This window comes from Ruegeria sp. CJ9, assembly GCF_056536625.1.
Genome location: NZ_JBQFPY010000001.1, coordinates 194,749 through 221,728 on the forward strand (window position 1 = coordinate 194,749; position 26,980 = coordinate 221,728).

26 protein-coding genes are annotated in these 26,980 nt (G+C 57.2%); 16 read left to right on the forward strand and 10 right to left on the reverse strand.

From position 1 onward, the window contains the following. Window positions 1-168: 168 nt before the first annotated feature. From ACR0AJ_RS01050 to grxD, 5 genes are all read left to right on the forward strand, one after another. Window positions 169-2,451 (forward strand): mechanosensitive ion channel family protein, encoded by a 2,283-nt coding sequence (locus tag ACR0AJ_RS01050; protein WP_425080700.1) that lies wholly within the window; start codon window positions 169-171, stop codon window positions 2,449-2,451. 160 nt (window positions 2,452-2,611) lie between these two features. Further along, the gene (gene purL / locus ACR0AJ_RS01055; RefSeq protein WP_170409707.1) at window positions 2,612-4,771 is read left to right on the forward strand and encodes a phosphoribosylformylglycinamidine synthase subunit PurL; all 2,160 of its coding nucleotides are present in this window, start codon (window positions 2,612-2,614) and stop codon (window positions 4,769-4,771) included. 135 nt (window positions 4,772-4,906) lie between these two features. Beyond that, entirely contained in the window at window positions 4,907-5,143 is a 237-nt protein-coding gene (locus ACR0AJ_RS01060) for a BolA/IbaG family iron-sulfur metabolism protein (protein ID WP_170348594.1), read from the forward strand. A 232-nt stretch (window positions 5,144-5,375) separates the two neighbouring features. Then, window positions 5,376-5,666: a hypothetical protein gene (locus tag ACR0AJ_RS01065; protein WP_170409705.1), complete on the forward strand. Its 291-nt coding sequence runs from the start codon at window positions 5,376-5,378 to the stop codon at window positions 5,664-5,666. Beyond that, on the forward strand, window positions 5,653-6,015 hold the full coding sequence (grxD, locus tag ACR0AJ_RS01070) for a Grx4 family monothiol glutaredoxin (protein ID WP_170409703.1): 363 nt from the start codon (window positions 5,653-5,655) through the stop codon (window positions 6,013-6,015). The genes ACR0AJ_RS01065 and grxD overlap by 14 nt, the downstream gene beginning before the upstream one ends. On the opposite strand, the gene ACR0AJ_RS01075 is transcribed toward grxD, so the two are convergent. The 3 genes from ACR0AJ_RS01075 to ACR0AJ_RS01085 are packed head-to-tail and all read right to left on the reverse strand — an operon-like array spanning window position 6,016 to window position 7,558. Further along, window positions 6,016-6,369, reverse strand: a complete 354-nt coding sequence (locus ACR0AJ_RS01075; protein WP_170409702.1) for an MliC family protein — start codon at window positions 6,367-6,369, stop codon at window positions 6,016-6,018. Beyond that, the gene (locus tag ACR0AJ_RS01080; RefSeq protein WP_170409699.1) at window positions 6,366-6,761 is read right to left on the reverse strand and encodes a cell division protein ZapA; all 396 of its coding nucleotides are present in this window, start codon (window positions 6,759-6,761) and stop codon (window positions 6,366-6,368) included. Before ACR0AJ_RS01080 ends, ACR0AJ_RS01075 begins: the two co-directional genes overlap by 4 nt. Next, window positions 6,761-7,558, reverse strand: a complete 798-nt coding sequence (locus tag ACR0AJ_RS01085) for a hypothetical protein (protein WP_425080703.1) — start codon at window positions 7,556-7,558, stop codon at window positions 6,761-6,763. Before ACR0AJ_RS01085 ends, ACR0AJ_RS01080 begins: the two co-directional genes overlap by 1 nt. A 234-nt stretch (window positions 7,559-7,792) precedes the next feature. On the opposite strand from ACR0AJ_RS01085, the gene tkt reads away from it, so the two are divergent. Further along, window positions 7,793-9,817: a transketolase gene (gene tkt, locus ACR0AJ_RS01090; RefSeq protein ID WP_480661996.1), complete on the forward strand. Its 2,025-nt coding sequence runs from the start codon at window positions 7,793-7,795 to the stop codon at window positions 9,815-9,817. A gap of 56 nt (window positions 9,818-9,873) precedes the next feature. Here tkt and ACR0AJ_RS01095 read toward each other — a convergent pair whose 3' ends face one another. Continuing rightward, window positions 9,874-10,836 carry a DUF808 domain-containing protein gene (locus tag ACR0AJ_RS01095; protein ID WP_480646553.1) on the reverse strand — a complete coding sequence of 321 codons (963 nt, stop codon included), beginning with the start codon at window positions 10,834-10,836 and terminating at the stop codon, window positions 9,874-9,876. A gap of 181 nt (window positions 10,837-11,017) precedes the next feature. On the opposite strand from ACR0AJ_RS01095, the gene gap (ACR0AJ_RS01100) reads away from it, so the two are divergent. From gap (ACR0AJ_RS01100) to gap (ACR0AJ_RS01110), 3 genes are all read left to right on the forward strand, one after another. Beyond that, the gene (gene gap, locus ACR0AJ_RS01100) at window positions 11,018-12,019 is read left to right on the forward strand and encodes a type I glyceraldehyde-3-phosphate dehydrogenase (RefSeq protein ID WP_170348586.1); all 1,002 of its coding nucleotides are present in this window, start codon (window positions 11,018-11,020) and stop codon (window positions 12,017-12,019) included. 71 nt (window positions 12,020-12,090) lie between these two features. Then, window positions 12,091-12,234 (forward strand): hypothetical protein, encoded by a 144-nt coding sequence (locus ACR0AJ_RS01105; protein WP_170348585.1) that lies wholly within the window; start codon window positions 12,091-12,093, stop codon window positions 12,232-12,234. An 82-nt stretch (window positions 12,235-12,316) separates the two neighbouring features. Then, complete coding sequence (gene gap, locus ACR0AJ_RS01110) at window positions 12,317-13,321, forward strand: type I glyceraldehyde-3-phosphate dehydrogenase (protein WP_170348584.1); 1,005 nt, start codon at window positions 12,317-12,319, stop codon at window positions 13,319-13,321. Here gap (ACR0AJ_RS01110) and coaD read toward each other — a convergent pair. The 3 genes from coaD to ACR0AJ_RS01125 all read right to left on the reverse strand — a co-directional run bounded on the left by coaD (window position 13,313) and on the right by ACR0AJ_RS01125 (window position 15,287). Then, on the reverse strand, window positions 13,313-13,804 hold the full coding sequence (coaD, locus tag ACR0AJ_RS01115; RefSeq protein ID WP_170348583.1) for a pantetheine-phosphate adenylyltransferase: 492 nt from the start codon (window positions 13,802-13,804) through the stop codon (window positions 13,313-13,315). The genes gap (ACR0AJ_RS01110) and coaD overlap by 9 nt on opposite strands. Window positions 13,805-13,889: 85 nt before the next feature. Continuing rightward, window positions 13,890-14,327: a CBS domain-containing protein gene (locus ACR0AJ_RS01120; protein ID WP_170358288.1), complete on the reverse strand. Its 438-nt coding sequence runs from the start codon at window positions 14,325-14,327 to the stop codon at window positions 13,890-13,892. A gap of 57 nt (window positions 14,328-14,384) precedes the next feature. Further along, entirely contained in the window at window positions 14,385-15,287 is a 903-nt protein-coding gene (locus ACR0AJ_RS01125) for a LysR family transcriptional regulator (protein ID WP_170348581.1), read from the reverse strand. A 105-nt stretch (window positions 15,288-15,392) separates the two neighbouring features. Between ACR0AJ_RS01125 and ACR0AJ_RS01130 the strand changes: the two genes are divergently transcribed. Together ACR0AJ_RS01130 and ACR0AJ_RS01135 are read left to right on the forward strand one after the other, a co-directional pair. Continuing rightward, a complete protein-coding gene (locus ACR0AJ_RS01130) occupies window positions 15,393-16,892 on the forward strand; it encodes a CoA-acylating methylmalonate-semialdehyde dehydrogenase (protein WP_226688500.1) in 1,500 nt (499 codons plus the stop codon). A gap of 212 nt (window positions 16,893-17,104) precedes the next feature. Further along, the gene (locus tag ACR0AJ_RS01135) at window positions 17,105-17,689 is read left to right on the forward strand and encodes a L,D-transpeptidase (protein ID WP_170349399.1); all 585 of its coding nucleotides are present in this window, start codon (window positions 17,105-17,107) and stop codon (window positions 17,687-17,689) included. A gap of 51 nt (window positions 17,690-17,740) precedes the next feature. On the opposite strand, the gene ACR0AJ_RS01140 is transcribed toward ACR0AJ_RS01135, so the two are convergent. Together ACR0AJ_RS01140 and ACR0AJ_RS01145 are read right to left on the reverse strand one after the other, a co-directional pair. After that, the gene (locus ACR0AJ_RS01140; protein WP_170348579.1) at window positions 17,741-18,217 is read right to left on the reverse strand and encodes a fasciclin domain-containing protein; all 477 of its coding nucleotides are present in this window, start codon (window positions 18,215-18,217) and stop codon (window positions 17,741-17,743) included. Between the two features lie 60 nt (window positions 18,218-18,277). Continuing rightward, window positions 18,278-19,129 carry a class I SAM-dependent methyltransferase gene (locus ACR0AJ_RS01145; protein WP_170348578.1) on the reverse strand — a complete coding sequence of 284 codons (852 nt, stop codon included), beginning with the start codon at window positions 19,127-19,129 and terminating at the stop codon, window positions 18,278-18,280. A gap of 133 nt (window positions 19,130-19,262) precedes the next feature. Here ACR0AJ_RS01145 and ACR0AJ_RS01150 point away from each other — a divergent pair, with 133 nt between their 5' ends. The 5 genes from ACR0AJ_RS01150 (at window position 19,263) to ACR0AJ_RS01170 (ending at window position 23,963) form a co-directional block, all read left to right on the forward strand. Continuing rightward, window positions 19,263-20,378 (forward strand): carboxylate-amine ligase, encoded by a 1,116-nt coding sequence (locus ACR0AJ_RS01150; RefSeq protein ID WP_170358280.1) that lies wholly within the window; start codon window positions 19,263-19,265, stop codon window positions 20,376-20,378. Window positions 20,379-20,469: 91 nt separating this feature from the next. Continuing rightward, a complete protein-coding gene (locus tag ACR0AJ_RS01155; RefSeq protein ID WP_170358277.1) occupies window positions 20,470-21,612 on the forward strand; it encodes an acyl-CoA dehydrogenase family protein in 1,143 nt (380 codons plus the stop codon). A gap of 7 nt (window positions 21,613-21,619) precedes the next feature. Further along, window positions 21,620-22,660 carry an enoyl-CoA hydratase/isomerase family protein gene (locus tag ACR0AJ_RS01160; protein WP_170348575.1) on the forward strand — a complete coding sequence of 347 codons (1,041 nt, stop codon included), beginning with the start codon at window positions 21,620-21,622 and terminating at the stop codon, window positions 22,658-22,660. 3 nt (window positions 22,661-22,663) lie between these two features. Next, on the forward strand, window positions 22,664-23,536 hold the full coding sequence (gene mmsB, locus ACR0AJ_RS01165; RefSeq protein WP_170348574.1) for a 3-hydroxyisobutyrate dehydrogenase: 873 nt from the start codon (window positions 22,664-22,666) through the stop codon (window positions 23,534-23,536). Between the two features lie 97 nt (window positions 23,537-23,633). After that, complete coding sequence (locus ACR0AJ_RS01170; RefSeq protein ID WP_170375148.1) at window positions 23,634-23,963, forward strand: hypothetical protein; 330 nt, start codon at window positions 23,634-23,636, stop codon at window positions 23,961-23,963. A gap of 11 nt (window positions 23,964-23,974) precedes the next feature. Here ACR0AJ_RS01170 and uvrA read toward each other — a convergent pair whose 3' ends face one another. Beyond that, on the reverse strand, window positions 23,975-26,833 hold the full coding sequence (uvrA, locus tag ACR0AJ_RS01175) for an excinuclease ABC subunit UvrA (protein WP_480646550.1): 2,859 nt from the start codon (window positions 26,831-26,833) through the stop codon (window positions 23,975-23,977). Window positions 26,834-26,980: the final 147 nt, after the last annotated feature.

Genomic DNA, 26,980 nt, shown 5'->3' on the forward strand with positions numbered 1-26,980 from the left:
CATCTTCATACCTCCCTGTTGGACTACGGCCGAGCTTAGTGCTCGGCCTTTTTTTTGGCCATTCGGCAACGCGCGCTGTGTTCGGCTGGCAAAACATCTGGGAAACTCGGGCACTTAGACCTATGATCACGAAAAATTCACGAAGACTTGTGTTCGAGGACAGATTCGATGTTTCAGCCCCTTCGCCTTTTGTTGGCGATACTTTCCGTCATTTGCCTTTCAGGGCCGGTTCTTGCGCAGGATAGCGGATCGACCGGTTCCTCAACCACTATCAGCATTCCCGATGATCTGACGCCTGAACAGGTGGACGATCTGGTCGCGCGTATGTCTGACGATCAGGTCCGCGCTATTTTGCTTGAGCGTTTGGACGCGGTCGCTGAACAAAAGGCTGCCGAAGCAGAGGATCGCGAAGATCCCATCAAGGAAATCGGCGCAATTTGGGCGGCAATGGTGACGTCCTGGACGCAGGTCGTGGTCACGGTGCCGAATATATTCAGCGCTCAGGCCCATGCGGCCGAGAACTTTATAAGCACATTCGGATCAAGCGGCGCTCTTACGCTGATGGGTTTGATTCTGAGCGTTTTGATTGCAGGCTACATTGCGGAAAAGCTTTTCTACCTGCTCACCAACAGATGGCACAGTCAAGCAAGTGCGACCGAGGAAAGTGACCTTTGGGGTGCGGTAAGCTTCCTGTTTCGCCGCTTTTGCCGCGAGATTGCTGGGCTAGTTGTTTTTTATGTCGTGATCCGCGCCTTGGGACGCGGATTGTTGACGCCTGAACAACTGACCTACGCCGCACCTTTCGTCCTTTACCTGATCTGGGTTCCACGCCTTGGCGCGGCTGCCTCGCGGTTCATACTGGCCCCGAACCAACCCCAATATCGGCTGGTCAACATTGACGACCACTGGGCAAAATACCTGCACCGTAATCTGATCGGGCTGTTGATCCTGATCGGGTTGACGTTGTTCATTATCCATTTCAACGAATTGAACGGCATCACCGGGCGTGAAACCCGGATCGGGTTCTGGCTGAACGGTGCAATCCACATCTATATCGGAGTGATTGCCTGGAAAGCCCGTGAAGGCCTGTCCCAGATGATGCTGGGGACAGACCCGGACCACACCAAGTTCGACGAGGAAGTCGCTCATTATTACCCATATTTCGCCATCGGCGTATCTGCGGTGATCTGGCTACTTGTCGAGTTCCTGGCTGCTCAGCGCGACCCGATGTTGCGCGCCTTGTTGCTGCAGGGTGCACATTTCACCACCATGTTCTGGCTGCTGATTGCACCCGCTCTGGACACGCTGATACGTGGTTTGGTGCGCCATCTGCAGCCGCCGATGCAGGGCGAAGGCCCCGTGGCCGAAAAGGCGTATAAATCGACCAAGCGCAGCTATATCCGCATCGGACGGGTCTTGGCTGGCATTCTGGTCATCTTGATGATCGCCAACGCCTGGGACCTTGATCTTCGGGAAATCGCAGGCGGCGGCGATGAATCCGGCAGCAAGGTTATCCAGTTCTTTATTATTATTGCCGTTGGCTACATCCTCAACGAGCTTGTGTCGCTTTGGGTCAATCGCCGTCTGGCCAAAGAACAAGCAGCCGATCAAAGCCCGGATGAAGAGGCTGGCGAAGGAGGTGGCTCGGGTGGGTCACGATTGGCCACCGTTCTGCCCCTGCTGCGTGTGACCGCTCAGGTCGCTATCGCGGTCATCTTTGTGCTGCTGGCGCTTGGGGCGTTGGGGATCAACATCACCCCCCTGCTGGCCGGTGCTGGTGTTCTGGGTCTGGCCATTGGATTTGGCGCACAAAAGCTGGTGGCCGATATCGTGGGCGGTATCTTCTTCCTGGTCGATGACGCCTTCCGCGTTGGAGAATACGTAGATGTCGGTGGCACCACCGGGACGGTCGAAAAAATCTCGATCCGTTCAATGCAACTGCGCCACCACCGCGGGCCGGTTCACACTATTCCCTACGGTGAGATTCAAAAGCTGACCAACTACAGCCGCGACTGGGTCATCATGAAGCTGAAATTCACCGTGCCCTTCGACACCGACCCCAACAAGGTCAAGAAGATCTTTAAGAAGATCGGTGCCGAGATGATGGAGGACGAAACCCACAAGGACGGCTTCCTGCAGCCCTTTAAGTCGCAAGGCGTGTTCGACTTTGATGATGTCGGCATGATCATCCGCGGTAAGTTCATGGCCAAGCCGGGTAAGCAGTTCACCCTGCGCAAGGAAATCTTCAACCGTGTGAAGGCCGCGTTCAAGGAAAACGGCATCGACTTTGCCCGCCGCGAGGTGCGCGTTGCGATCCCCGGTCTGGATGACGCGGACAATCTGAGTGAAGAACAAAAGGCCGCCATAGGCGCAGCCGCAGGTGAGGCCGCCAACCAGCAAGCGGAACAGCAGGCTCAGAAACCGAGTTCAGAACACGGCGCGCCAAAATAGCAACCTGACACTATGAACAATACAAAGGCCGCCCTCGAGGCGGCCTTTTTTCATCGGATTGGCACAGGAAACCCTCTGACCCCGGTCTTAACCCTTTCCACCGACGCGCCCTTGCCCTAAAAGGCGCGCAATCTCGGCCACCTTGAGAACAGGACAGACGATGCAAGAGCCCGCCATCACACCGGATCTGATTGCCGCCCACGGATTGAAGCCCGACGAATACGACATGATCCTTGAGATCATCGGCCGCGAGCCGACCTTCACCGAGCTGGGCATCTTTTCCGCCATGTGGAATGAGCATTGCTCGTACAAGTCCTCGAAGAAGTGGCTGCGCACCCTGCCCACTTCGGGTCCGCAGGTGATCTGCGGTCCGGGTGAGAACGCCGGTGTCGTTGATATTGGCGATGGGCAAGCGGTTGTTTTCAAGATGGAAAGCCACAACCACCCATCTTACATCGAACCCTATCAGGGCGCGGCGACCGGGGTTGGTGGTATCTTGCGCGATGTCTTTACAATGGGTGCGCGTCCCATTGCGTCAATGAACGCACTGTCCTTTGGCGAGCCCGGCCACCACAAGACCCGCCAGCTGGTCAATGGCGTTGTCGAAGGCATCGGCGGCTATGGCAACTGCTTCGGAGTACCCTGCGTCGGCGGCGAAGTTCGATTCCATCCCGCCTATAACGGCAACTGCCTTGTGAACGCCTTTGCCGCAGGTCTGGCCGACAGTGACAAGATTTTCTATTCGGCAGCCTCGGGTGTTGGCATGCCCGTCGTCTATCTGGGTGCCAAAACCGGTCGCGACGGGGTTGGTGGTGCAACCATGGCCTCGGCCGAGTTCGACGACACGATCGAGGAAAAACGTCCCACCGTTCAGGTCGGTGACCCCTTCACCGAAAAGCGCCTGATGGAGGCGACGCTGGAATTGATGCGAACCGGTGCCGTGATTTCGATTCAGGACATGGGTGCGGCTGGTCTGACCTGTTCCGCCGTTGAAATGGGCGACAAAGGTGGTCTGGGCGTGCGCCTCGATCTGGAGAACGTCCCTCAGCGCGAAGAGGATATGACAGCGTACGAGATGATGCTGTCTGAGTCTCAGGAACGCATGCTGATGGTCCTGAAGCCTGAGCTTGAGGCCGAAGCCCGCGCCGTGTTCGAGAAATGGGATCTGGATTTTGCCATTGTCGGCGAGACCATCGCCGAAGATCGCTTCCTGATTGTCCATAACGGCGAGGTTAAAGCCGATCTTGTGCTGTCGAAGCTGTCTTCCACCGCACCGGAATACGACCGCCCGTGGGAGCTTACGCCCGAAGCCGAAGAACTGGCCGAGGTCCCGCAGATCGACCCGATCGACGGCCTGCGCGCCCTCCTCGCTTCGCCGAACTATGCGGGCAAGCAATGGGTGTACGAACAATACGACACCATGGTCATGGCCGACACCGCGCGCACGCCGGGTCTGGGTGCGGGCATGGTTCGCGTGCATGGCACAGACAAGGCATTGGCCTTCACCAGCGATGTCACCCCCCGCTATGTGCGCGCCAACCCGGTTGAGGGTGGCAAGCAGGCCGTCGCCGAAGCGTACCGCAACCTGACTGCCGTTGGGGCAAAACCACTGGCCACCACCGACAACCTGAATTTCGGAAACCCCGAAAAGCCCGAGATCATGGGCCAGTTTGTTGGCGCAATTCAGGGTATCGGCGCTGCGGTCGCCGCGCTGGACATGCCCATCGTGTCGGGCAACGTGTCGCTGTATAATGAGACCGACGGTCAAGCGATCCTGCCTACCCCGACCATTGGCGCGGTTGGCCTGTTGGACCACACCGACGAAATCATCGGTAACGAGGTCCGCGAAGGCCACGTCGCGCTGGTCATCGGCGAAACAAATGGGCATCTGGGTCAGTCGGCCCTTCTGGCCGAAGTGTTCAACCGCGAAGACGGCGACGCGCCGCATGTCGATCTCGACGCCGAAAAGCGCAATGGTGAGTTTATCCGCGCCAATCGCGAGATGATCAAAGCCTGCACCGATCTGGGTGATGGTGGTCTGGCCTTGGCGGCTTTCGAACTGGCCGAAGCCGCAGGCGTTGGCGTTCACCTCGACGAAGCCTCGACCGAGTTTTTGTTTGGCGAAGATCAGGCCCGATATCTGGTTGCCTGCAACTTTGACCAGGCCGAGGCGTTGATGATCGCAGCAGGTCAGGCCGGTGTTCCACTGGTCTCGGTCGGTCGCTTTACTGGTGACGCCGTCAAGGTCGGCAATTCCGAGGCCCCTCTGGCCGAGTTGACCGACACATTCCGCGACAGCTTTGCCGCCGCTGTGGCCTAATCATAGCTTGGAACTTATTCGCAAAACCTGTGCCCACACCGGCGCAGGTTTTGTCGTTTCAAGCCAACCATCACACCCTTGCACGCCCCGCCCCGGCGCTCTACATCTTGGGAAAGACCTTCAGGAGTTACCTACATGCCGATGAGCACCCACGAAATCGAACACTTGCTGCGCGAAGCCTTTCCGGATGCGGAAATTCAGGTCGGCGGGCATGACGGCGTGCATATGTCCGCCATGGTCGTGGACGAAAGCTTTCGCGGGAAAAACCGGGTGCAGCAACAACGCGCGGTCTATGCTGCGTTGAAAGGCAAAATGGACGGCCCGGACGGAGAATTACACGCGTTGGCGCTGACGACGAAAGTGCCTGAATGACGATCACGTTCTGGATTTACACGATTTGCGGTTTACTGGCATGTGCCGGTTTCGTGTTGATTCTGAAATCAACTTTCGGCAAATCCCGATACAAACAGAAACGCGGCGCAACACCCAGCCAGAACGCAAGCTTAGTTGCGTCTACAACAGACACGGGTAAAGGCGGTGGCGTTAGTGCAATGCCGATACCTCGAGATCCTCAGCAATATACTAAAGCAATGTCCCCGAAAAAATGAACGGTTGGCTATTCTGGATAGGTGTACTCGCAGCATTGATAGTTGCCGCCGCGCTGATCGAAGCCTATGTGAAGCGCAATCGGAAACGTAAGCTCGCTGATATGCGTCCGGACCCGGACAAAATCAGCAAGGTTGGCGGCATAGAAAGATACGGGCTGGACCCGCTGTCTCTGGCACAGGCCGAACATCGGCGGCTAGAGGAAGAAGGATGGGGGCCGGACCCCGCGCAAAATGAAACGACTGCCCGGACTTCGGGTGAAGAGGACAAGCAAGATGACCGACGTTAAGACCCAGATCGACGAAACCGTCAAAGCCAACGACGTGGTGCTGTATATGAAAGGCACCAAAGAGATGCCGCAGTGCGGGTTTTCGTCCCGTGTGGCCGGTGTACTGAACTACATGGGTGTGGATTTCACTGACGTGAACGTTCTGGCCGATGAAGACGTGCGTCAGGGCATCAAGGATTATTCCGACTGGCCGACCGTGCCTCAGCTGTACGTCAAAGGCGAGTTCGTTGGTGGCTGCGATATCATCACCGAGATGACCCTTTCTGGCGAGTTGGACACGCTGTTTGACGACAACGGTGTCGGCTACAACAAAGAAGCAGCCGACAAGATCCGCGAAGCAAACGCTTGATCAGCGGCTGACGCAATTATCCAGAATGACCTGCTCACTGGCGGCATCCGATCCTGTCGCCAGAAAGCTCACCGTTGCGTCCCATCCTTTTGAGCGCAGGATGTACGTCCCTGTCCCTCCGCTGGATTCATAGCGTATGCCGGAACCGCTTTGGACCTGACGCAGAGTGACCAATTGGTTGTCTACCATCATTGCTGCTGCACTCGACCCGTCCGGCGCGTTGAAATAGGCCACTTCCAATGGCACGCCGTTCTGGCATGTGAATGTCACTGGCAGAATGTCGATCTCAGCCCAAGCCAAGCCACCGGGCAAAGCAAATGCCACGGCGAAGGCGACCGTCTTTACAGAGTTCATCCCGCTGACTTCTCCTCGATCACGGATGCCAAGGCTTCGGCCCGCGCGGCTATTTCCGCCAGCGTGTCCGTCACTGACGGAGGTACCACGGCCACCTCGATACGCTCAGGCTCGGGCTGTGGCATGTTTCTGAGGGTTCGAAGCTCGGTCTCAACCTCGGCCAGCTTTGCCTCGAGCACCTTGATCTTGTCATCGGTTCCGGCGGCCTTGTCGGCCAGCATCAGCCCGGCCATCAGCAGCATCCGTGATTCTGGCATGCGCCCGATCTGATCGGACAAAACTTGCGCCTCGTCATCCAGCAGTTTGGCAGCCGAATGCAGGAACGCCTCTTCCCCCTCCTGGCACGAGACATCAAAGCCGCGGCCACCGATTTGAATAGTCAATTCGGGCATTATTCAACCTCTCCTTCTGCCAGTTTCGCCTTCGACAGCAACGGCTCTAACCGCGCCAGAACGGCGTGCGCTTCGGCAGCGTCGGTTGCTTGTGCGGCTCGCGTCGCCTCAAGTTCGGCCACTGTTGCGCGGTTAAGCAGATCAGCATCCGGTACGCCGTCTTCGGCGGCGGCGCGCAGTTCATCCACCGATTGCCGCAACTGTTCATTCGCCTTGCGCATGCGTTGCAGATCGTCATCCAGACGGGACATCGCCGCCCCGTGACTGGATCGCTCAGCGCGCAACATATCCAGCTCGGCGCTCAACTCGGCGACGCGTTCGCTGTCCGCCAGTTCAGACCGCAGGCGCGCGTTTTCGGCTTCGACACCCCGTGTCGCAGCCGCGGCGGCCTTGAGCTGTGCATTTTCGGCCTTTAGCGCCTCAACCTCATCCTGATTTTCCAGCGCGGCCTTAGCCGCGGCCAACTCGGCGCGGGCGGCCTCAACCGAGGCCAGTTTTGCCTGCGCCTCTGCCAATTGCTCGCGCAATGCCCCGTTTTCCGGGCTTTCAACGGGCGTGGTCCGCAGCCGTTCCATGTCCGAACGCATGGCGTCGACTTCTAGTTCGTGGCGCTCTTTCAGCGATTTCAGACGTTCTTCCAACTGCGCATTGGCGACACGTTCATCATCCAATGCCGTCCGCAGAGCGTCATCTGCACCACCGCTGACCGGAGACGTATCCCGCAGCGTATCGACGCCGGTCCCTATCCGATCCATTGCAGCAACAATACGGCGATGTAATTCTTCGATCTGGCTCATGCCCCTGCCACCTCTTAACCAAGGTTCCTTGTATCGCGGATAGTCCGAATCAATATCATCCACGTCTTGCCCTAGTCTAACCTAACGAGGCGGAAAATACCCACTGTTTGCTTTCAACAACTTGGGCAGCTTTCTTGAACCACTACCTCATCAGAAATCCCGGTTCTACTTGCACTTTGGAGGCTGGATGGTATTGAGCGCCACATCTGCCTGTAATCCAAAGGAACAACGCCCGTGGACCTGACTGCGCTGCGCAATGCAAACCCCGAACACTGGGACAAAGCTGCGGCCATCCGCACCCTGACCCTTGACGCCGTCGCCGCCGCCAATTCCGGCCATTCCGGTATGCCGATGGGCATGGCCGACGTTGCGACCGTGCTGTTCGAAAAGCACCTGAAATTCGACGCCTCGGCCCCGAATTGGCCTGACCGCGACCGGTTTATCCTGTCGGCGGGACACGGTTCGATGCTGATCTATTCGCTGCTGTATTTGACCGGCCACGGCGACGTGACCCTTGAGGAAATCAAGAACTTCCGCCAGTTGGGTGCAAAGACAGCCGGTCACCCGGAGAACTTCCTGGTTGATGGCATCGAAACCACGACCGGCCCGCTGGGCCAAGGCATCTCGAACGCTGTGGGCTTTGCCATGGCCGAAGAAATCCAGCGCGCGCATTACGGCAAGAAGGTTGTGGATCACTATACCTATGTGATCGCCGGCGACGGCTGCCTGATGGAAGGCGTCAGCCAAGAGGCAATCACCTTGGCCGGTCGTCATGAGCTGAGCAAGCTGATCGTCTTCTGGGACAACAACAACATCACAATCGACGGCACCGTCGATATGGCTGATCGCACCGATCAGGTGCGCCGTTTCGCAGCCTCGGGCTGGCACGTGATCGAGATTGACGGGCATGATCCGCAAGCCATCGACACAGCCATCGTACAGGCGAAGAAGTCGAATAAACCGACCATGATTGCCTGCGAAAGCCACATCGCTTTGGGTCACGCAGCTCAGGATACCTCGAAAGGTCACGGTGCGCTGACCGATCAGGACCAACTGAAGGCTGCGAAAGAAGGCTATGGCTGGCCGCATGACGCGTTCCATGTACCCGCCGAAGTGAAATCCGCATGGGAGGCCATCGGTTCCCGCGGCGTCGCCGAGCGTACGGCTTGGGAAGAACGTTTCGCGCAGTTGTCCGAACGCAAGCAAGCCGAATTCAACCGCGCCTATGCGTTTGAAGCGCCCAAAAAACTGGCCGGTGCGATCCGCGCGTTCAAAAAGCAGATCTCGGAAGATCAGCCGAAACTGGCAACTCGGGCGTCGTCCGAAAAGGTTCTGAATGTCGTGAACCCGATCATGACCGAAACCGTGGGCGGTTCGGCTGACCTGACCGGGTCGAACAACACCAAATCAGCTGATATGGGTGTCTTCCTGCCGGAAAATCGTAAAGGTCGTTACATCCATTACGGAATCCGCGAACACGGTATGGCTGCAGCAATGAACGGTATGGCCCTGCACGGCGGCATTCGCCCTTATGGCGGCACGTTCATGGCATTCACCGACTATGCCCGCCCGTCCATGCGCCTGGCGGCGCTTATGAAAGTTCCCAGCGTCTTTGTAATGACCCACGACTCAATCGGTCTGGGCGAAGACGGCCCGACCCACCAGCCGGTCGAGCATCTGGCAATCTCGCGCGCGACCCCGAACACCTATGTGTTCCGCCCCGCAGATTCTGTGGAAACCGCCGAAGCGTGGGAACTAGCACTGACGTTCAAGGACAGCCCCTCCGTTCTGTCGCTGACCCGTCAGGGCGTTCCGACCGTACGCACGGAACACAAAGCCAAGAACCTGACCGCGCAAGGTGCATATGTGCTGGCTGATGCCGAAGGCAAACGTCAGGCCATCCTGATCGCAACGGGTTCCGAGGTTTCTTTGGCTATGGAAGCCAAAGCGATGCTTGAGGCTGAAGGCATTGGTACTCGCGTCGTGTCCATGCCCTGTATGGAGTTGTTCGCACAGCAGGACGAAGCCTATCGCAAGCGCGTTCTACCCGGTGGTCCGGTCCGCGTCGGTATCGAAGCCGCCGTTCGCGCCGGTGGCTGGGATCGCTGGCTATTGGGTGAGCGTGGCCGCGAAGCCAAGGCCGGCTTCATCGGTATGTCCAGCTTCGGCGCGTCCGCTCCAGCGAATGAGCTGTACAAGCATTTTGGCATCACTGCCGAGGCGACCGTTGCTAAGGTCAAGAAATTGCTGGGACTGTAATCCAGCACACGAAGCATAAGGCAAAGGGCGGCATCAACCGCCCTTTTTATTTTATTTCAATGTGTTGCGGCCTTCTTTGATAGCAATGGCCCGATCACCTTGGTGGCTACAGGGATCAGAACAAAGCCCCACGCCAGACCAAACACACCATCCATTGCTGCTTTGGAAATCCATTCGACAGCCCCTACCCAGCCGTCTGACACGGAATGCCCAATCGCATATGCCCAGTCGTGGATGTGATGGCCCAGCCAGCCGAAGCCCAGAACTTCCATCCCATGAATGATGATCGATCCGCCGACCCACAGCATCGCCGCGGTTCCAACAATAGACAGGGTCTTCATCACACCGGGCATTGCCTTGACCAATCCACGCCCCAGCCCGCGCCCGACAGGTGTCGGGGCATTGTTTGCCAGAAACAATCCGACATCATCCATCTTCACGATCAACGCGACCGAGCCATAGACGGCCACCGTCACCCCGATGCCCACAACCGCCAGAGTCGCCGCCTGCATCCACAGATTCGGCGCCTCGATCGCGGCCAGTGCGATGGTCATGATTTCGGCGGACAGGATGAAATCCGTTTTGATCGCACCTTTGACTTTCTGCTCCTCTAGATGACCAGGGTCGCGCACGTTCATGTCTTCATCAATGGCATGGCTGCCATGTGGAAACAGAACATGAAATATCTTTTCAGCCCCCTCGAAGCATAAGTAAGACCCACCGATCATAAGCAGCGGCGTAATAAGCCAGGGCGCAAAATTGGCCAGCAAAAGGGCCACAGGCAGCAACAGCACGATCTTGTTGAATACCGATCCACGCGCAATCCGCCAGATGATTGGCAACTCGCGCGCAGGCGCAAAACCCTGAACGTATTTCGGAGTGACGGCTGCATCGTCAATAATCACCCCTGCCGTCTTGGCCCCGGCCTTTCCCGCCGCCGCCACCACGTCGTCCACCGACGCCGCTGCAACCTTGGCGATCCCCGCCACGTCATCCAAAAGAGCCAAAAGACCGCTCATCGCGCTACCTTTCCTGTCACCTGCCGCCTCAGGAACCTACCCAATCTTACAGCCAGTGCAAGCGTTAGCGCAATCGTACGAAGTTTGCGCTAACACATTAAAAATATGCCGCTTTTGCTCTTTTGAGATTCACCAATCGCGGCTATATGGCCTGCAAGGCAAGCGCATTTGGAGACGTCACATGACCATAAAGGTCGGCATCAATGGTTTTGGCCGCATCGGCCGCTGCACCCTGTCGCATATCGCTGCGTCAGGCCGGAACGATATCGAAGTCATCAAGGTCAACGCGACCGGGCCGCTGGAAACTTCGGCTCATCTGCTGAAATACGACAGCGTTCATGGACGGTTTCCGCGCGACATCGCCATCAATGGCAACACCATGGATCTGGGCCGCGGCCCGATGGAGATGTTCTCGACCTACGACATGAACGAGCTGGATTGGGAAGGCTGCGACGTCGTTCTGGAATGCACCGGCAAATTCAATGACGGCACCAAGGCGAAAACGCACCTCGAGCGTGGCGCCGGCAAGGTTCTGTTGTCCGCACCGGGCAAGAACGTCGACAAAACTATCGTGTTTGGTGTGAACCACAACACGCTGACCGCCAACGACAACATGGTCTCGAATGGGTCTTGCACCACGAACTGCCTTGCTCCGCTTGCCAAGGTTCTGGACGAAGGTGTCGGCATCGAAAACGGCATCATGACCACGATCCACGCCTATACTGGCGACCAGCCGACCCTGGATCGCCGTCACAGCGATCTGTATCGCGCCCGTGCCGCTGCCATGTCGATGATCCCGACATCGACCGGAGCTGCGAAAGCACTGGGTGAGGTTCTGCCGAACCTGAAAGGCCGTCTGGACGGTTCCGCCATCCGCGTACCTACCCCGAACGTGTCGGCGGTGGACCTGACTTTCCGCTCATCGCGCGAAGTGACTGTCGAAGAGGTCAATGAAATCGTTCGCGAAGCCGCGCTTGGCCCGATGCAGCGCGTTCTGGGTTATGAACCCGCGCCGCTGGTTTCGACCGATTTCAACCACACCGAAGAAAGCTCGATCTTTGCGCCGGAACAAACCCGCGTTGTAGACGGTCGCCTTGTCCGGGTTCTGGCCTGGTACGACAACGAATGGGGCTTCTCGGTTCGCATGGCCGATGTCGCCGTTGCCATGGGTCGGCTTAACTAAGACCGGTTTGAAATCTTGAACATTTTTGCCCGCTCAGGTTATCTGGGCGGGCATTTTCGTTCGGGGCCGCTATGACCAACCAAATCGCTATCTGGCTTGGCCTCTTGATCCTTGGAGGGTTGATTCTGGACTACGCCATCTTTGGACCCGAACATTTAGTTTTCCTCGGGAAAAAGCTTTACGCCTTTCTGGATTGGCTGGCTTTCTGGCGCTGACAGAGGTTTTGCTTGACTTTTCCGCTCATCTGGCTTTGTTAGCGCTAACTTTACTAAAGTCGAAATTCGGACGGAGCGGAACATGACACTCAAGCTGGCAATCAACGGATTTGGTCGGATCGGACGCGGAGTTCTGCGTGCAGTGATGGAATCGGGACGCACAGATGTAGAAATTGTTACCATCAACGATTTGGCCAAACCCGAGATGAACGCGCATCTGTTCGAGTTCGACAGCGTACATGGCCGTTATTCCAACAAGGTGACATTGACCGACGAAGGCCTGGACGTTGGCGCAGGCCCCATTCGTCTGTCCAGCGAGCGCGACCCCGAAGCGCTGGATTGGTCCGATATCGACGTAGTTCTGGAATGCACAGGCGTTTTCCGCACCCGCGAAGCGGCTGAACGTCACCTGAAAAACGGTGCCAAGAAAGTCCTGATCTCTGCACCTGCGCGGGGCGAAGGTGCCGTCAAAACAATCGTCTATGGTGTGAATGAGCATGAGCTGACAGCAGGGGATACCGTTGTTTCGAATGCTTCATGTACCACCAACTGCTTGTCGCCAGTTGCCGCCGCGCTGGATGCCGGGCTTGGCATCGTCCATGGCAACATGACCACGGTCCATGCGTATACCGCCAGCCAGCCAGTTCACGATGCCGCGGGTAAAGACCCCTATCTGTCGCGCGCTGCGGCTTTGTCGATGATCCCGACCACCACGGGTGCCGCAGCGGCTGTCGGTCTTGTCCTGCCGCAATTGGCAGGCAAGCTGACCGGTCAGGCCATCCGTGTTCCGACGCCCAACGTGTCTGTTGTCGATCTGGTGGCCGAAGTATCGCGCCCCACCAGCGAAGAAGAGGTCAACGCGCTGTTCGTCGAAGCCGCCGCCAAAATACCGGGCGTTCTGGCCGCCGAAAGCCGCCCATTGGTGTCGATGGATTTCAACCACGATTCTCATAGCTCGACCGTGTCATTGGCCGAGACCAAAGTCACCGACGGCACATTGGTGCGCGTTCTGGCCTGGTATGACAATGAGTGGGGCTTTTCGAACCGGATGCTGGACACAGCCGCCGCGATGGGCGCGTTAGCCTAACCTTTCGCGCAATGCAGTATGAACGCGGGGCGTCACGAATTTCGACACGTCCCCGTTCAGGCGCGCGATTTCCTTAACCAGTTTCGATGCGATAGCCTGATGCCGTGCTTCGGCCATTAGAAAGACGGTTTCGATTGAATCGTCCAAAGCACGGTTCATTCCGACCATCTGGAATTCATACTCGAAATCCGCCACGGCCCGCAGCCCGCGAACAATGATTTGTGCACCCACATCGCGGGCGCAATCGATCAGAAGGTTTTCGAACGGATGAGCGACAATTTCGGTTCCGGTTTGTTCAGACAACAGCGCACATTCCGCCTCGATCATGGCCACGCGCTCTTCCAGAGAAAACAACGGTCCCTTATCGCGGTTGATCGCTACTCCGATCACCAGCTTGTCGACCAAAGCCGAGGCGCGCCGGATAATGTCAATATGGCCCAGAGTTATCGGGTCAAAGGTTCCGGGGTATAGACCAACCCGCATCACGCTCTCCTGCGTTCTGGAAATTCTGCGTCAGCAAACATAACTTTGCTGTCGGCGCAAGAGGTTGCTATCGCAACCAGCCCCGTCAGTGACCCATAATCATACCTTGAAGGGCATCCTTTTCCATCGCCAGCTCGGCCAATTGCGCCTTGACCACATCGCCCAGGGTCACAATGCCTATCAGCTTACCTTCTTCGACCACGGGCATGTGGCGAAAGCGGCCTTCGGTCATGCGGGCCATGATATCTTGTACCGTGGCCTGTCGTGTGGTGGTGATCAGATCCTTTGTCATGTAAGAGCTGACCGGCTGCGTCAAACATCCGCTGCCACTGGCAGCCAATTCACGAACGATATCGCGTTCAGACAGAATGCCGGCTGCCGTCTGACCACCATCTTCGGAAACGATGACGGTACCAATGCGCTTTTCCGCAAGGATTTTCGCAGCCTCCGACACAGTCATCGAAGGCTCGACCGTCACGACGCTGTCTGTCGCCTTGGATTTTAGAATGCCCTGAACGAGCATGAAAGCACCTCCGGAATAATGAATTTATCCAAAGCGTTGCGCGATTGTGTCGACCTGTCAAGCGTTGGCATCGGCTTCAAGCCGCGCAACTTCGTCACGGATGCCTTGCGTTAAAGCCTCCGCAAAGCGGTTTAACCGTTCGTTGCGCTGATCGCCCTGATGCCGGACAAGATAGAAGCTTCGCGTCAAACCCACTTGATCCGTCAAGATTTTCCGCAGGTTTGGATGGAACGGCAAAGTAAAGTCATGGGCAACACAAACACCGGTACCCAACGAAACCTGTCGCAATTGAACCGAGACCGAATTCGATGCAAGTGCGACACGGTCAACGCCGATATCGTTGAGATAGTCCAGCTCTCGGTCAAAGATCATATCCGGGATGTAACCAATCAGGCGGTGCCCCTTAAGATCGTTGACTGAACCAATAGGCGCATGGCGATCCAGATAATCCTGCGTGGCCACCATATGCAGCTTATAATCGCTGATCTTCTTGACCAGCAACCTTCCTGCTGTGGGCGCGCTGACAGTTACGGCCATGTCGGCCTCGCGTCGGGATAGGTTTATGATCCTTGGCAGCGCCAGGATTTGGATGTCCAGATCAGGGTTGGCATCACTGATTTTCGCACAAACCTGAGGCAACAGGTAATTGGCGCTGCCATCGGGCGCACCAATCCGTATCTGCCCACTGAGGGATTTGGTTGACCCAGTGACCACACCAGCCGCCGCGCGCATCGCCTCTTCGGCCTGCAAACCGTGGTCCAACAGGCGTTCACCTGCGGCGGTCAGGATGTATCCCTGTTGCGACTTCGTAAACAACAGCGCATCCAATGTTGTCTCAAGCCGCGCAATGCGCCGCCCTACAGTTGCAGGATCAATCTTGAGGATACGGCCCGCCGATGACAGGCTTTCCTCGCGCGCGACGGCCAGGAAAACCCGCATATCATCCCAGTTCGGATTCATATTTTCCCTTTTGCATTTTTGCAAAGCAATTTTGAAACATTGCCTCTGTTCACCAAATTTTTGCAAGTCTATTTTGCCGGCAGGTCTACCCGGAAGGAATTTGTCATGCAGAACCTGACCCACTATATCAACGGCGAGAATGTAGAAGGTACATCTGGCCGTTTCGCCGACGTGTTCAACCCCGCCACCGGCGAGGTTCAGGCCCATTGCCCGATGGCCAGTGTTGCCGAAACCGAAGCTGCGATTGCCGATGCCGCTGCTGCTCAGCCTAAATGGGGAGCAACGAACCCCCAGAAACGTGCCCGCGTGATGATGGCAATGGTTGGCTTGATGAACCGCGACATGGACAAACTGGCCGAAGCGCTGAGCCGCGAGCACGGCAAAACCATCCCCGATGCCAAGGGTGACCTTCAGCGCGGTCTGGAAGTTATCGAATACTGCATCGGCGCACCGCAGATGCTGAAGGGTGAGTTTACCGACAGCGCAGGTCCCGGCATTGACATGTATTCGATGCGCCAGCCTTTGGGTGTTGTCGCCTCGATCATGCCGTTCAACTTCCCGGCCATGATGCCTCTGTGGCATGTCGGCCCGGCTTTGGCCTGCGGCAACGCGGTGGTACTGAAACCGTCCGAGCGCGATCCTTCCGTGCCGCTGATGCTGGCAGAACTGTTCGTCGAAGCTGGCCTTCCCAAGGGCGTATTCCAGGTCGTGAACGGCGATAAGGAAGCGGTCGACACTCTGCTTGACAGCGAAATCATTCAAGGCGTCAGCTTTGTCGGTTCAACACCGATCGCGCAATATATCTATTCCCGCGCAACCGCAAACGGGAAGCGTGCACAATGCTTTGGCGGTGCGAAGAACCATATGATCATCATGCCGGATGCCGATCTGGATCAAGCCGCCGACGCGCTGGTCGGAGCTGGTTTCGGAGCAGCTGGCGAACGCTGCATGGCAATTTCGGTTGCTGTACCCGTAGGCGAAGAGACCGCCGACGCGTTGATCGAGAAACTGATCCCGCGTGTCGAGAAACTGAAGGTTGGCCCCTACACCGCCGGGGACGATGTTGATATGGGACCGGTTGTAACCGGTGCCGCCAAAGAGCGTATTCTTGGCCTGATTAACTCGGGTGTTGAACAAGGTGCAAAGCTGGTCGTCGACAACCGCGATTTCAGCTTGCAGGGATATGAAGACGGCTTCTTTGTTGGCCCGCACCTCTTCGACCATGTCACACCCGACATGGACATATACACCCAAGAAATCTTTGGCCCAGTTCTGTCTACCGTTCGCGCAGGTTCGTATGAAGAAGCGCTGAAATTGGCGATGGACCATGAATATGGCAATGGTACCGCGATCTACACCCGCGATGGCGATACCGCGCGTGACTTTGCGAGCCGTGTCAACATCGGCATGGTCGGCGTCAACGTTCCGATCCCGGTTCCGCTGGCCTATCACACCTTTGGTGGTTGGAAAAAGTCCATGTTTGGTGACCTGAACCAGCACGGCCCAGACAGCTTCAAGTTCTACACCCGCACCAAAACCGTGACCTCGCGATGGCCGTCGGGCATCAAAGAAGGTGGCGAGTTCAACTTCAAAGCGATGGACTGATCTGCATCCGTAAAACCGCCTATCACCAATACCGGCCCCCAACGGGCCGGTATTTTTTGGCGAAGTATTGCCACAGTGGATAAGAAAATCCCGGCTTCACGATAAATTCACAGCTCTGGCACTGGAAAAGCAACTACAGCGACAATAGTTTGTTGCCAATTTCCTAGTTTCGAGCAGTACGAATACCGGAGGCCGCTTTGTCAAATCCGTACATGACCCGCCGCTCTGCCCTGTTGGGCGCAGCTTCTCTTTTGGCGACGCCCGCCTTGGTGCGCGCTCAAAGCTCTGATGCCTTCCCGGTTGATGAAGAGGCCATCAGCACGCAATTGCCAGTACGCCGCAATGTGTCATCGTTCTCACAGCAGAACTGGCAAGACCACTTCGATGAGCTGGGTGTCGGCTGCCTGCTGGCCGATATCACTAGCCGAGCAGTGCATTACTGGGGACCGGACGGAACGTATAAGCTGTACCCCAGCTCAGTTCCGATGAGCGAAGAGCTTACCAAGCGCGGCTATACCGAGGTCAAGCGCAAGACTGAAAATCCAAGCTGGACTCCAACCGCGTCTATGCGTGAACGTGATCCGTCCCTGCCCGTACGCATGGAAGGTGGCGATCCCGGCAACCCGTTGGGAACTCGCGCCATGTATCTGGGCTGGCCCGCTTATCTGGTGCATGGCACCCATGACACGCGCAAGATTGGCCGCCAAAGCTCGTCAGGGTGTATCGGCCTTTACAACCAGCACGTTGAGGAACTGTACCCTCTGGTCCAGGTTGGAACTCAGGTCAGACTGGTTTGACAAAAAAAGCCCCGACCACCAGGACCGGGGCTTTCTACTTAGCGGGGGTCGTTATTCCGGCAGGATCACCGCATCGATTACATGGATCACGCCATTGCTGGCTTCAATGTCGGCCTGAACAACCTTGGCATCATTGACCTTGACGCCTTTTTTGGCGTTCACGCTCAGCTGGTCGCCCTGTACCGTGCGAACCTTGGCGCGTTTGCCGGCAATATCACCTGACATCACCTTGGCCGGGACCACGTGATAGGTCAAAATCTCGACCAGTTGATCCTTATTTTCCGGCAATAGCAGCGTTTCAACCGTGCCTTCAGGCAACGCGGCAAAAGCTTCGTCTGTGGGTGCAAAAACGGTGAACGGTCCATCACCTTTTAACGTGTCAACCAGACCTGCGGCCTGCACAGCGGCGACCAGAGTGTTGAACGATCCGGCCGAAACGGCGGTGTCCACGATGTCGGCAGCTTGTGCCTTGACGGGCAGTGCAAGTGCAAGTGCGGCGGCGGCGCCCATGAATGTGCGGCGAAACATGGCTGTTATCTCCTCTCCAGCTTGTTATGAAAAGGGTTACGGAGGTTCAGCCAGCCCGGATCACTTTTCTTTGATTTGAACCCAGATACTCTGCGCGCGCCCGTCTTTGAGAAACGGCAATGCTTCAACCGCATCAGGACGATCCTGTTGCAGGAAGTACCCCGGCCAAAGCAATGAATACGCGCCAGATTGCAACAAAGCATGCAGGATGTACTGCTCTCCCCATCCGGGGCAATCATAGAAGAACCGCTTGGGGTACTCGAAGGGCAGAAAAACATCATGTACGTGAATCACCACACCCGGCTTTAGCGCGGGAATGATGCGGCAGAACAGATGTGCCACGTCGTTGCTCATCCGTACGACGTGGCTGGAATCGATGAACAGAACGTCACCTGCTTCAAGCTGATCGAACAGCGCCGGATCGACCTCTTCCAGCCGCTTCTGTTCAAAGTGATCGACGACATGCGCGATATCCGCCCGTGGATACGGATCAATCGCAATGATCTGCGTATCAAAACCGCCGTCGATGACGGCCTGCCGGGTGACGCGGGTTGAATTGCCGCAGCCGACCTCAATCACGCGTTTGGGTGCGAACCGCCGGACCATCAGGTACAAGGCGTCAGCATCCGGGCTGTCGTAATATCCATTGCCCTGGCGATAGCCGGTTTGATTGCGCGCAGGGTCTTTCAACGCCTCCAGTGCGGCAGCGTGCTGACCATATTCTGCAACCAGCTCGGTGATATCAAATCCCTCCATCCCCGGCGACAAGGCATAGGCCGGGCGGGTCAATCCGCCTGCCCTTTCAAACGCCTCAAGCCGCGCACGCTCGTCCAGTTCCGTGACCTTATCGACGAGCTTCACCCCCAACTCATCAAGGGCTGCATTGATCTGTGGGAATTTTCTGGGTTTCACGGACGGCTCCAATTTGCGGTTCGCGTGTTCCATACCCGTGCGGGCCGGGCTTGTGCAAGATGAGCCACCCCAAACGCTTGGCAAAACAGAAATTTCCGTATTCACTGGTCGGATTAGTAGTACGAGGGTCGCCATGCAGCAGGAATTCACGCTGGGCATAGAAGAAGAGTATTTGCTGGTTGATCGCGACAGCCTGCAACTTGCGCAAGCGCCCACCGCCCTGATGGAGGCTTGCCAAGCGGATTTCGAAGGACAGGTCAGCCCCGAATTCCTGCAATGCCAGATCGAAGTCGGCACCCGGCCACATTCAACAGTCAAGTCAGCCCGAGAAGACTTGAAACGCCTGCGTTCATGCGTTGCGGGCCGGGCTGCAGAATACAACCTCGCGCCAATTGCCGTGTCCTGCCACCCGTTTGCCGACTGGAAGAAACAGCACCACACCCGCAAGGATCGCTATGACGCGCTGCAACATGCCCTTGGTGGCGTGGCCCGGCGCATGTTGATCTGCGGGATGCACGTTCATGTAGGTGTCGAAGACCCTGCCATGCGCGCTGACCTGATGCCTCAGCTGTCCTACTTCCTGCCGCATCTGTTGGCCCTGTCGACGTCGTCCCCCTACTGGAATGGAGAGGACACTGGCCTGTCATCTTATCGCCTGACCGTTTTTGACAACCTGCCGCGCACGGGTTTGCCGCCGGTTTTGGCCAGCTGGTCGGATTATGAACGCACTACCGGTATTCTGGTCGAACTTGGCGTGATCGAAGACACGACAAAAATCTGGTGGGATCTGCGCCCGTCACACCGATTTCCCACGCTGGAAACGCGCATCATGGATGTGCAGCCACGGTTAGAGCACACACTATCGTTGGCGGCCCTGGTCCAGGCGTTGACCCGCATGCTGTGCCGCCTGAAGGACCGCAATCTGCGCTGGCGGCATTACGATCAGTTCCTGATCAGCGAAAACCGTTGGCGCGCGCAGCGCTACGGCGTGGGCGAAGGTCTGATCGACTTTGGCGACCGTTCAATAAAACCCATGCCCGAGTTGATGGGTGAACTGATGGGAATGCTGGCTGAAGACGCCGAGGCACTAGGCACCATGACCGAGCTGGCGCGCCTGCAGCAAATCGCACAGACCGGCACGTCGGCCACCCGACAGCGCCGCGTCCATGCCGAAGCTGCAGCACGCGGCGATGATCCCGGCAAAGCCGTCGTGCAGCACCTGATCGAAGAATTTCATCACGATCTTTAATGCCGCTGCCGATTGCTGGCCGTGCAAAATTTCTGTAAGAATTCGGAAATAAACAGTCGTTCAATTCATTCGGCAGCGTGGGAGGCAAGCCTTGGATTTCGCACTGACAGAAGAGCAAACCGCAATCTTCGACATGGCGTATGATTTCGGGCAGGACAAGATCGCCCCGAACGCACGCCAGTGGGAGGCTGACGGAACCATACCCAAAGACCTTTGGCCGCAAATCGGCGAGTTGGGGTTCGGCGGGCTTTATGTCTCGGAAGACGGCGGCGGGTCCGGCCTTACCCGTCTGGACGCGACATTGGTGTTCGAAGCGCTGTCAATGGCTTGCCCTTCCGTCGCGGCCTTTCTGTCGATCCACAACATGTGCGCCAAAATGTTGGACAGTTTCGGAAGCGACGATCTGAAATCCCGCATCATGCCGGATGTGCTAAGCCTCAATACCATCCTCAGCTATTGCCTGACGGAACCCGGATCAGGCTCGGACGCAGCTGCACTGAAAACCCGCGCGGATCGCACGAATGAGGGCTATACGCTGAACGGCACCAAGGCCTTTATCTCGGGTGGTGGTTACTCTGATGCCTATGTCTGCATGGTGCGCACCGGCCAGGATGGGCCAAAGGGCATTTCAACGGTTTATGTCGAGGACGGCACGCCGGGCCTCAGCTTTGGCGCGCTGGAACAAAAGATGGGTTGGAAAAGCCAGCCGACAGCGCAGGTGCAATTCGATGACTGCCACATCCCGGCCGGAAATCTGGTGGGCACCGAAGGGGATGGGTTTAAATATGCGATGAAAGGTCTGGATGGCGGGCGGCTCAATATCGCCTCTTGTTCCCTGGGGGCTGCCCAGTCCGGGCTCAACATGACCTTGCAATACATGTCTGAACGCAAGGCATTCGGCCAATCGATCGACCAGTTTCAGGCGCTACAATTCCGGCTGGCGGATATGGAGATCGAACTGCAAGCCGCACGTACCTTCCTGCGGCAGGCCGCCTGGAAGTTGGATCAGGGCACGCCCGATGCCACCAAGTTTTGCGCCATGGCCAAGAAATTTGTGACCGAGACTGGATCGAAAGTTGTCGACCAATGCCTGCAATTGCACGGTGGCTATGGTTATCTGGCCGATTATGGCATCGAAAAACTGGTGCGTGATCTGCGCGTTCACCAGATTCTGGAAGGCACCAATGAAATCATGCGGGTCATCGTCGCTCGTCAAATGCTTGCCGAACACTGAGGAACTCATGCCAGACATCGACATCCGCATCACTGGTCGCGCCGGGCGCATCACCCTGACCCGACCAAAGGCCCTGAACGCGATGACCTATGATATGTGCATGGCCATCGACACGGCCCTGCGCAACTGGCGCGAAGATGATGCCGTGGATCTGGTCGTCATGGACGCCGAAGGCGACAAGGCCTTTTGTGCGGGCGGCGATATCGCCGACCTTTACGCGTCAGGCAGCAAGGGGGATTTCGATTTTGGACGTACCTTCTGGCGCGATGAATACCGGCTGAATGCGCTGATCTTCGAATACCCCAAACCGGTCATCAGCTTTCTTCAGGGTTTCACCATGGGCGGTGGCGTGGGCATTGGATGCCATGGCAGCCACCGGATCGTTGGGGAAAGCTCGAAGATTGCTCTGCCGGAATGTTCGATTGGGCTTTTGCCGGATGTGGGCAGCACATTGATGCTGGCGCTGGCCCCCGGTCGTCTAGGCGAATACCTAGGCACAACCGGTCATCGCATGGGCCCCGGAGACGCCGTCTTTGCCGGTTTTGCCGACCACTTCATCCCGATATCGGATTGGTCAGCCTTAATCGAGATGCTCGAGGCTTCGGGTGATGCCGAACTGATTGCAAAACATTCCACGCCGCCGCCCGAAAGCACGTTGGAACAACAGCACTCCGTTATCGAAGCCCTATTCGCCGGGGAAAGCCTGGGCGATGTCCTAAACGCATTGACCCATTCCAACGACGCAATGGCTGCGGACGCGCTGACGCTGATGGGCCGCAATTCGCCGCTGTCGATGGCTTGTACGATCGAAGCGTTGCATCGCCTACGGGGGCCCAGCCTGACGCTGCGCAAGGCGTTGGAACTGGAATACCGCTATACGTTCCGCGCGATGGAGCATGGCGACTTTCTGGAAGGAATTCGCGCCCAGATCATCGACAAGGACCGTAATCCACAATGGCGGTTTGCCGACCAATCCGTACCAGCGGTGGCGGTGTCGAAAATGCTGCAGCCACTGGGCAAAGACATGCTGACATTTGAGGAGGTTTGAGAGATGAAAATCGGGTTTATCGGTCTGGGCAACATGGGCAATCCAATGGCCGCCAATCTGGCAAAAGCCGGGCATGAGGTGACTGGTTTTGACATGGCCGAGGTCAGCGTCTCTGGTGTTGCCATGACCGGTTCGGGTGCCGAAGCTGCCGCAAACGCCGATATCGTCATCACCATGCTGCCAAACGGAAAAATCTTGCGCGCTGTCGGAGATGAGATCATCCCTGCAATGCAATCCGGGTCTGTGTGGATCGATTGTTCAACCGTCGATGTCGACAGCGCCCGCGCCGTCGCGGATCAGGCAAAACAGGCTGGAATTCTGGCGGTAGATGCCCCTGTTTCGGGTGGTATCGGCGGCGCAGCGGCTGGCACTTTGACTTTCATGGCAGGTGGCAGCGATGCCGCATTTGCGAAAGCCGCGCCACTGTTCGATATCATGGGTCAAAAAGCCGTTCATTGCGGTGAATCCGGCGCCGGTCAGGCTGCCAAGATCTGCAATAACATGATCCTCGGTGTCACCATGATTGCCACGTGCGAAGCTTTTGCCCTGGCAGATAAACTGGGCCTGGACAGGCAAAAGATGTTTGATGTGGTCAGCACATCCTCGGGCTATAGCTGGACCATGAACGCCTATTGTCCCGCGCCCGGCGTGGGGCCGGAAAGCCCAGCAGACAACAATTACCAACCCGGTTTCGCCGCTGAATTGATGCTGAAAGACCTGCGTCTAAGCCAACAAGCCGCCGAAAGCTCGGATGCCGATACGCCGATGGGTCAGGCCGCAACCGCGCTTTATGAACAGTTCGTTGAGTCTGAGGGCGGATTGGGCATGGACTTCTCTGCCATGCTGCCGCGGTTCGAAAAGCGCGGTCGTAGTTAGGCGCGCTGCGTGGGCGGCTTCTTGCCCACGGGGTTGACCATACAGGAACCAACGGCCATTTGTCCTTAACTACGGCATGTTTGCAGAGGGAAGTTAGATGTCGCGAGTCTTAACTATTTCCACGTCAATACTCGCGCTCGCGCTCAGCGCTGGGCTTGCCGACGCCGGGAACGGCAAGGGGAAAGCCGGGCATTGCCCTCCTGGACTGGCCAAGAAAGCCGTTCCGTGTGTGCCGCCGGGTCAGGTTAAGAACCTCTATCGCACGGGCGACTACATCAACCGCGACTATCGCTGGATCAACGACCCGTATCGCTATGGGCTGAACCGTGGCAGCTACATCCGCGCAGGTGACTATGTCTATCGAGTCGATCCTGATACACGAAAAGTGCTGAACCTTATCGGTGCGGTGGCTGACATCCTTAACTGAGGATCAGCCCCCTATTCCGCAGCAACACGCGCGCCCTCAAGCATCTGCTTCAGATACCGCCCCGTATGGCTGCGTTCCACTGCAGCCACATCCTCGGGCGTGCCGGTCGCGACGATCTCACCACCACCATCGCCACCTTCGGGGCCGATATCAATGATGTGGTCGGCGGTTTTCACAACGTCCAGGTTGTGTTCGATCACCACAACCGTATTGCCCTGATCGACCAGTTCATGCAGCACTTCCAACAGCTTACGGACGTCTTCGAAATGAAGACCGGTGGTTGGCTCGTCCAGGATATACAAAGTCCGCCCGGTTGAACGCTTGGACAACTCCTTTGACAGCTTCACCCGCTGCGCCTCACCACCAGACAGCGTAGTCGCCTGCTGACCGACCTTGATATAGCCAAGCCCGACCCGTGCCAGCGCATCCATCTTGTCGCGGATCGAGGGCACGGCCTTAAAGAACTCCTGCGCATCTTCCACTGTCATATCAAGAACATCGGCGATGGACTTACCCTTGAACTTGATCTCAAGCGTTTCGCGGTTGTAGCGCGCGCCCTTGCAGGTTTCGCAGGTGACGTAAACATCGGGCAGAAAGTGCATCTCGATCTTAATGACGCCGTCACCCTGACAGGCTTCGCACCGGCCACCCTTGACGTTAAAGCTGAACCGACCGGGCTTGTAGCCGCGCGCCTTGGCCTCCGGCAGACCGGCGAACCAGTCGCGGATCGGGGTGAAGGCCCCGGTGTAAGTTGCTGGATTCGAACGTGGAGTTCGCCCGATCGGACGTTGGTCAATATCGATGACCTTGTCCAGATGTTCCAACCCTTTGATCGTCTCACACGGCGCCGGGGTCTGTCGCGCACCGTTCAAACGCATCGAGGCCGTCTTGAACAGCGTTTCAATCGTCAGGGTCGACTTACCGCCCCCCGATACACCGGTCACACAGACGAATTTTCCCAGCGGGAAATCGGCGGTGACGGTCTTGAGGTTGTTCCCGGTCGCTTTGACGACTGAAACCTTCTTCTTGTTCCCCTTACGCCGTTTCGACGGCACCGGGATTTCGCGGGTACCCGCCAGATACTGACCGGTCATCGAGGCCGCGTCAGCCGCGATCTGGTCGGGCGTGCCCTCGCTGACTACTTGCCCGCCATGTACACCGGCGCCGGGGCCGATATCGAAGACATAATCCGCCTCACGGATGGCTTCTTCATCATGTTCGACGACAATCACGGTATTCCCCTGATCGCGCAGGTTCTTGAGCGTTCCCAGCAGACGGTCATTGTCCCGTTGGTGCAGACCAATCGAAGGCTCATCCAGCACATACAGAACCCCGGTCAGACCCGAGCCGATCTGGCTGGCCAGACGAATACGTTGGCTTTCACCCCCGGACAGGGTGCCACTTGAACGGGACAGCGTAAGGTATTCCAAACCCACGTTATTCAGGAAACCCAACCGCTCGCGAATCTCTTTCAGAATCGCCCGCGCGATTTCGTTCTTCTGAACGCTCAGGTGGTTCGGAGCATCCTCGACCCAGGCCAGAGCCTCTTTGATCGACATCTGAACAACCTGTCCCACATGCAGACCTGCGATCTTGACGGCCAAAGCCTCGGGGCGCAGGCGATACCCTTCGCAGGACCCACAGGGGCGGTTGTTCTGGTAGCGTTCGAACTCTTCCCGAATCCAGGCGCTGTCGGTCTCGCGATAACGGCGCTCCATATTGGGAATCACGCCCTCGAAACTGCGAGTGACCTGATACACCCGACCGCCTTCGTCATAACGGAACTGGATCTCCTCATCGCCAGACCCGCGCAAAAACACCTGTTGGACCTTTGGCGGCAGGTCTTTCCAAGGTGTATTCTTGTCGAATTCGAAATGCCGCGCGATGGCTTCGATGGTTTGCAGGAAATAGGGCGACTTTCCTTTGCGCCACGGGGCCAAGGCACCATCATAGAGTTTCAGCGTCTGATCCGGCACCACAAGACGTTCGTCAAAAAACAGTTCGACCCCCAGGCCGTCACAGTCCGGGCAGGCACCAAAAGGCGCATTGAATGAGAACAGGCGCGGTTCAATCTCGGGGATTGTGAAGCCGCTGACCGGGCAGGCAAAATTTTCACTGAATGTAATGCGTTCTGGATCACCTTCGCGCGGGGCGGTTTCCAGAACCGCGATCCCATCGGCCAAATCTAAAGCGGTGCGCAAACTGTCGGCCAGTCGAGTCTCCATCCCTTCGCGCACGACCAGGCGGTCGACCACAACGTCAATGTCGTGGCGGAATTTCTTGTCCAGCGTGGGCGGTTCGTCCAATTCGTAGAACTCGCCATCCACCTTGACGCGCTGAAATCCCTGTTTGCGCAGTTCGAGGAATTCCTTTTTGTATTCCCCCTTGCGGTCCCGCACGATGGGGGCCAGCAGATAGCCGCGCGTGCCCTCCTCCATCGTCATGATGCGGTCGACCATGTCCTGCACCTGCTGTGCTTCGATGGGCTGCCCAGTAGCCGGACTATAGGGTGTCCCTGCGCGCGCAAATAACAGACGCATATAGTCGTAAATCTCGGTCACCGTCCCAACGGTCGAACGCGGATTTTTCGACGTGGTTTTCTGTTCAATCGAAATCGCCGGGGACAGGCCGCTGATATGGTCTACATCCGGCTTTTCCATCATATCCAGGAACTGACGCGCATAAGCCGACAGGCTTTCGACATAGCGACGCTGACCTTCGGCATAAATCGTATCAAACGCCAAAGACGACTTGCCAGAACCCGACAACCCGGTGATCACCACCAGCTGATCGCGCGGGATATCCACGTCAATGCCCTTGAGGTTATGCTCGCGCGCACCGCGCACCTCGATATTTTTCAGCTCAGCCATTTTGGCCCCCAACACACAAGTGTCCTAGAAATAGGCGAGCGGCTCCGAGTCTCCAATAGAAAAGTTAGAACAAAGTGTGAACAATCGGATTATTACCGACATCTCCTGACAGTATGACCCCGATCCGATGCGTGCCCCGGAAGGGGT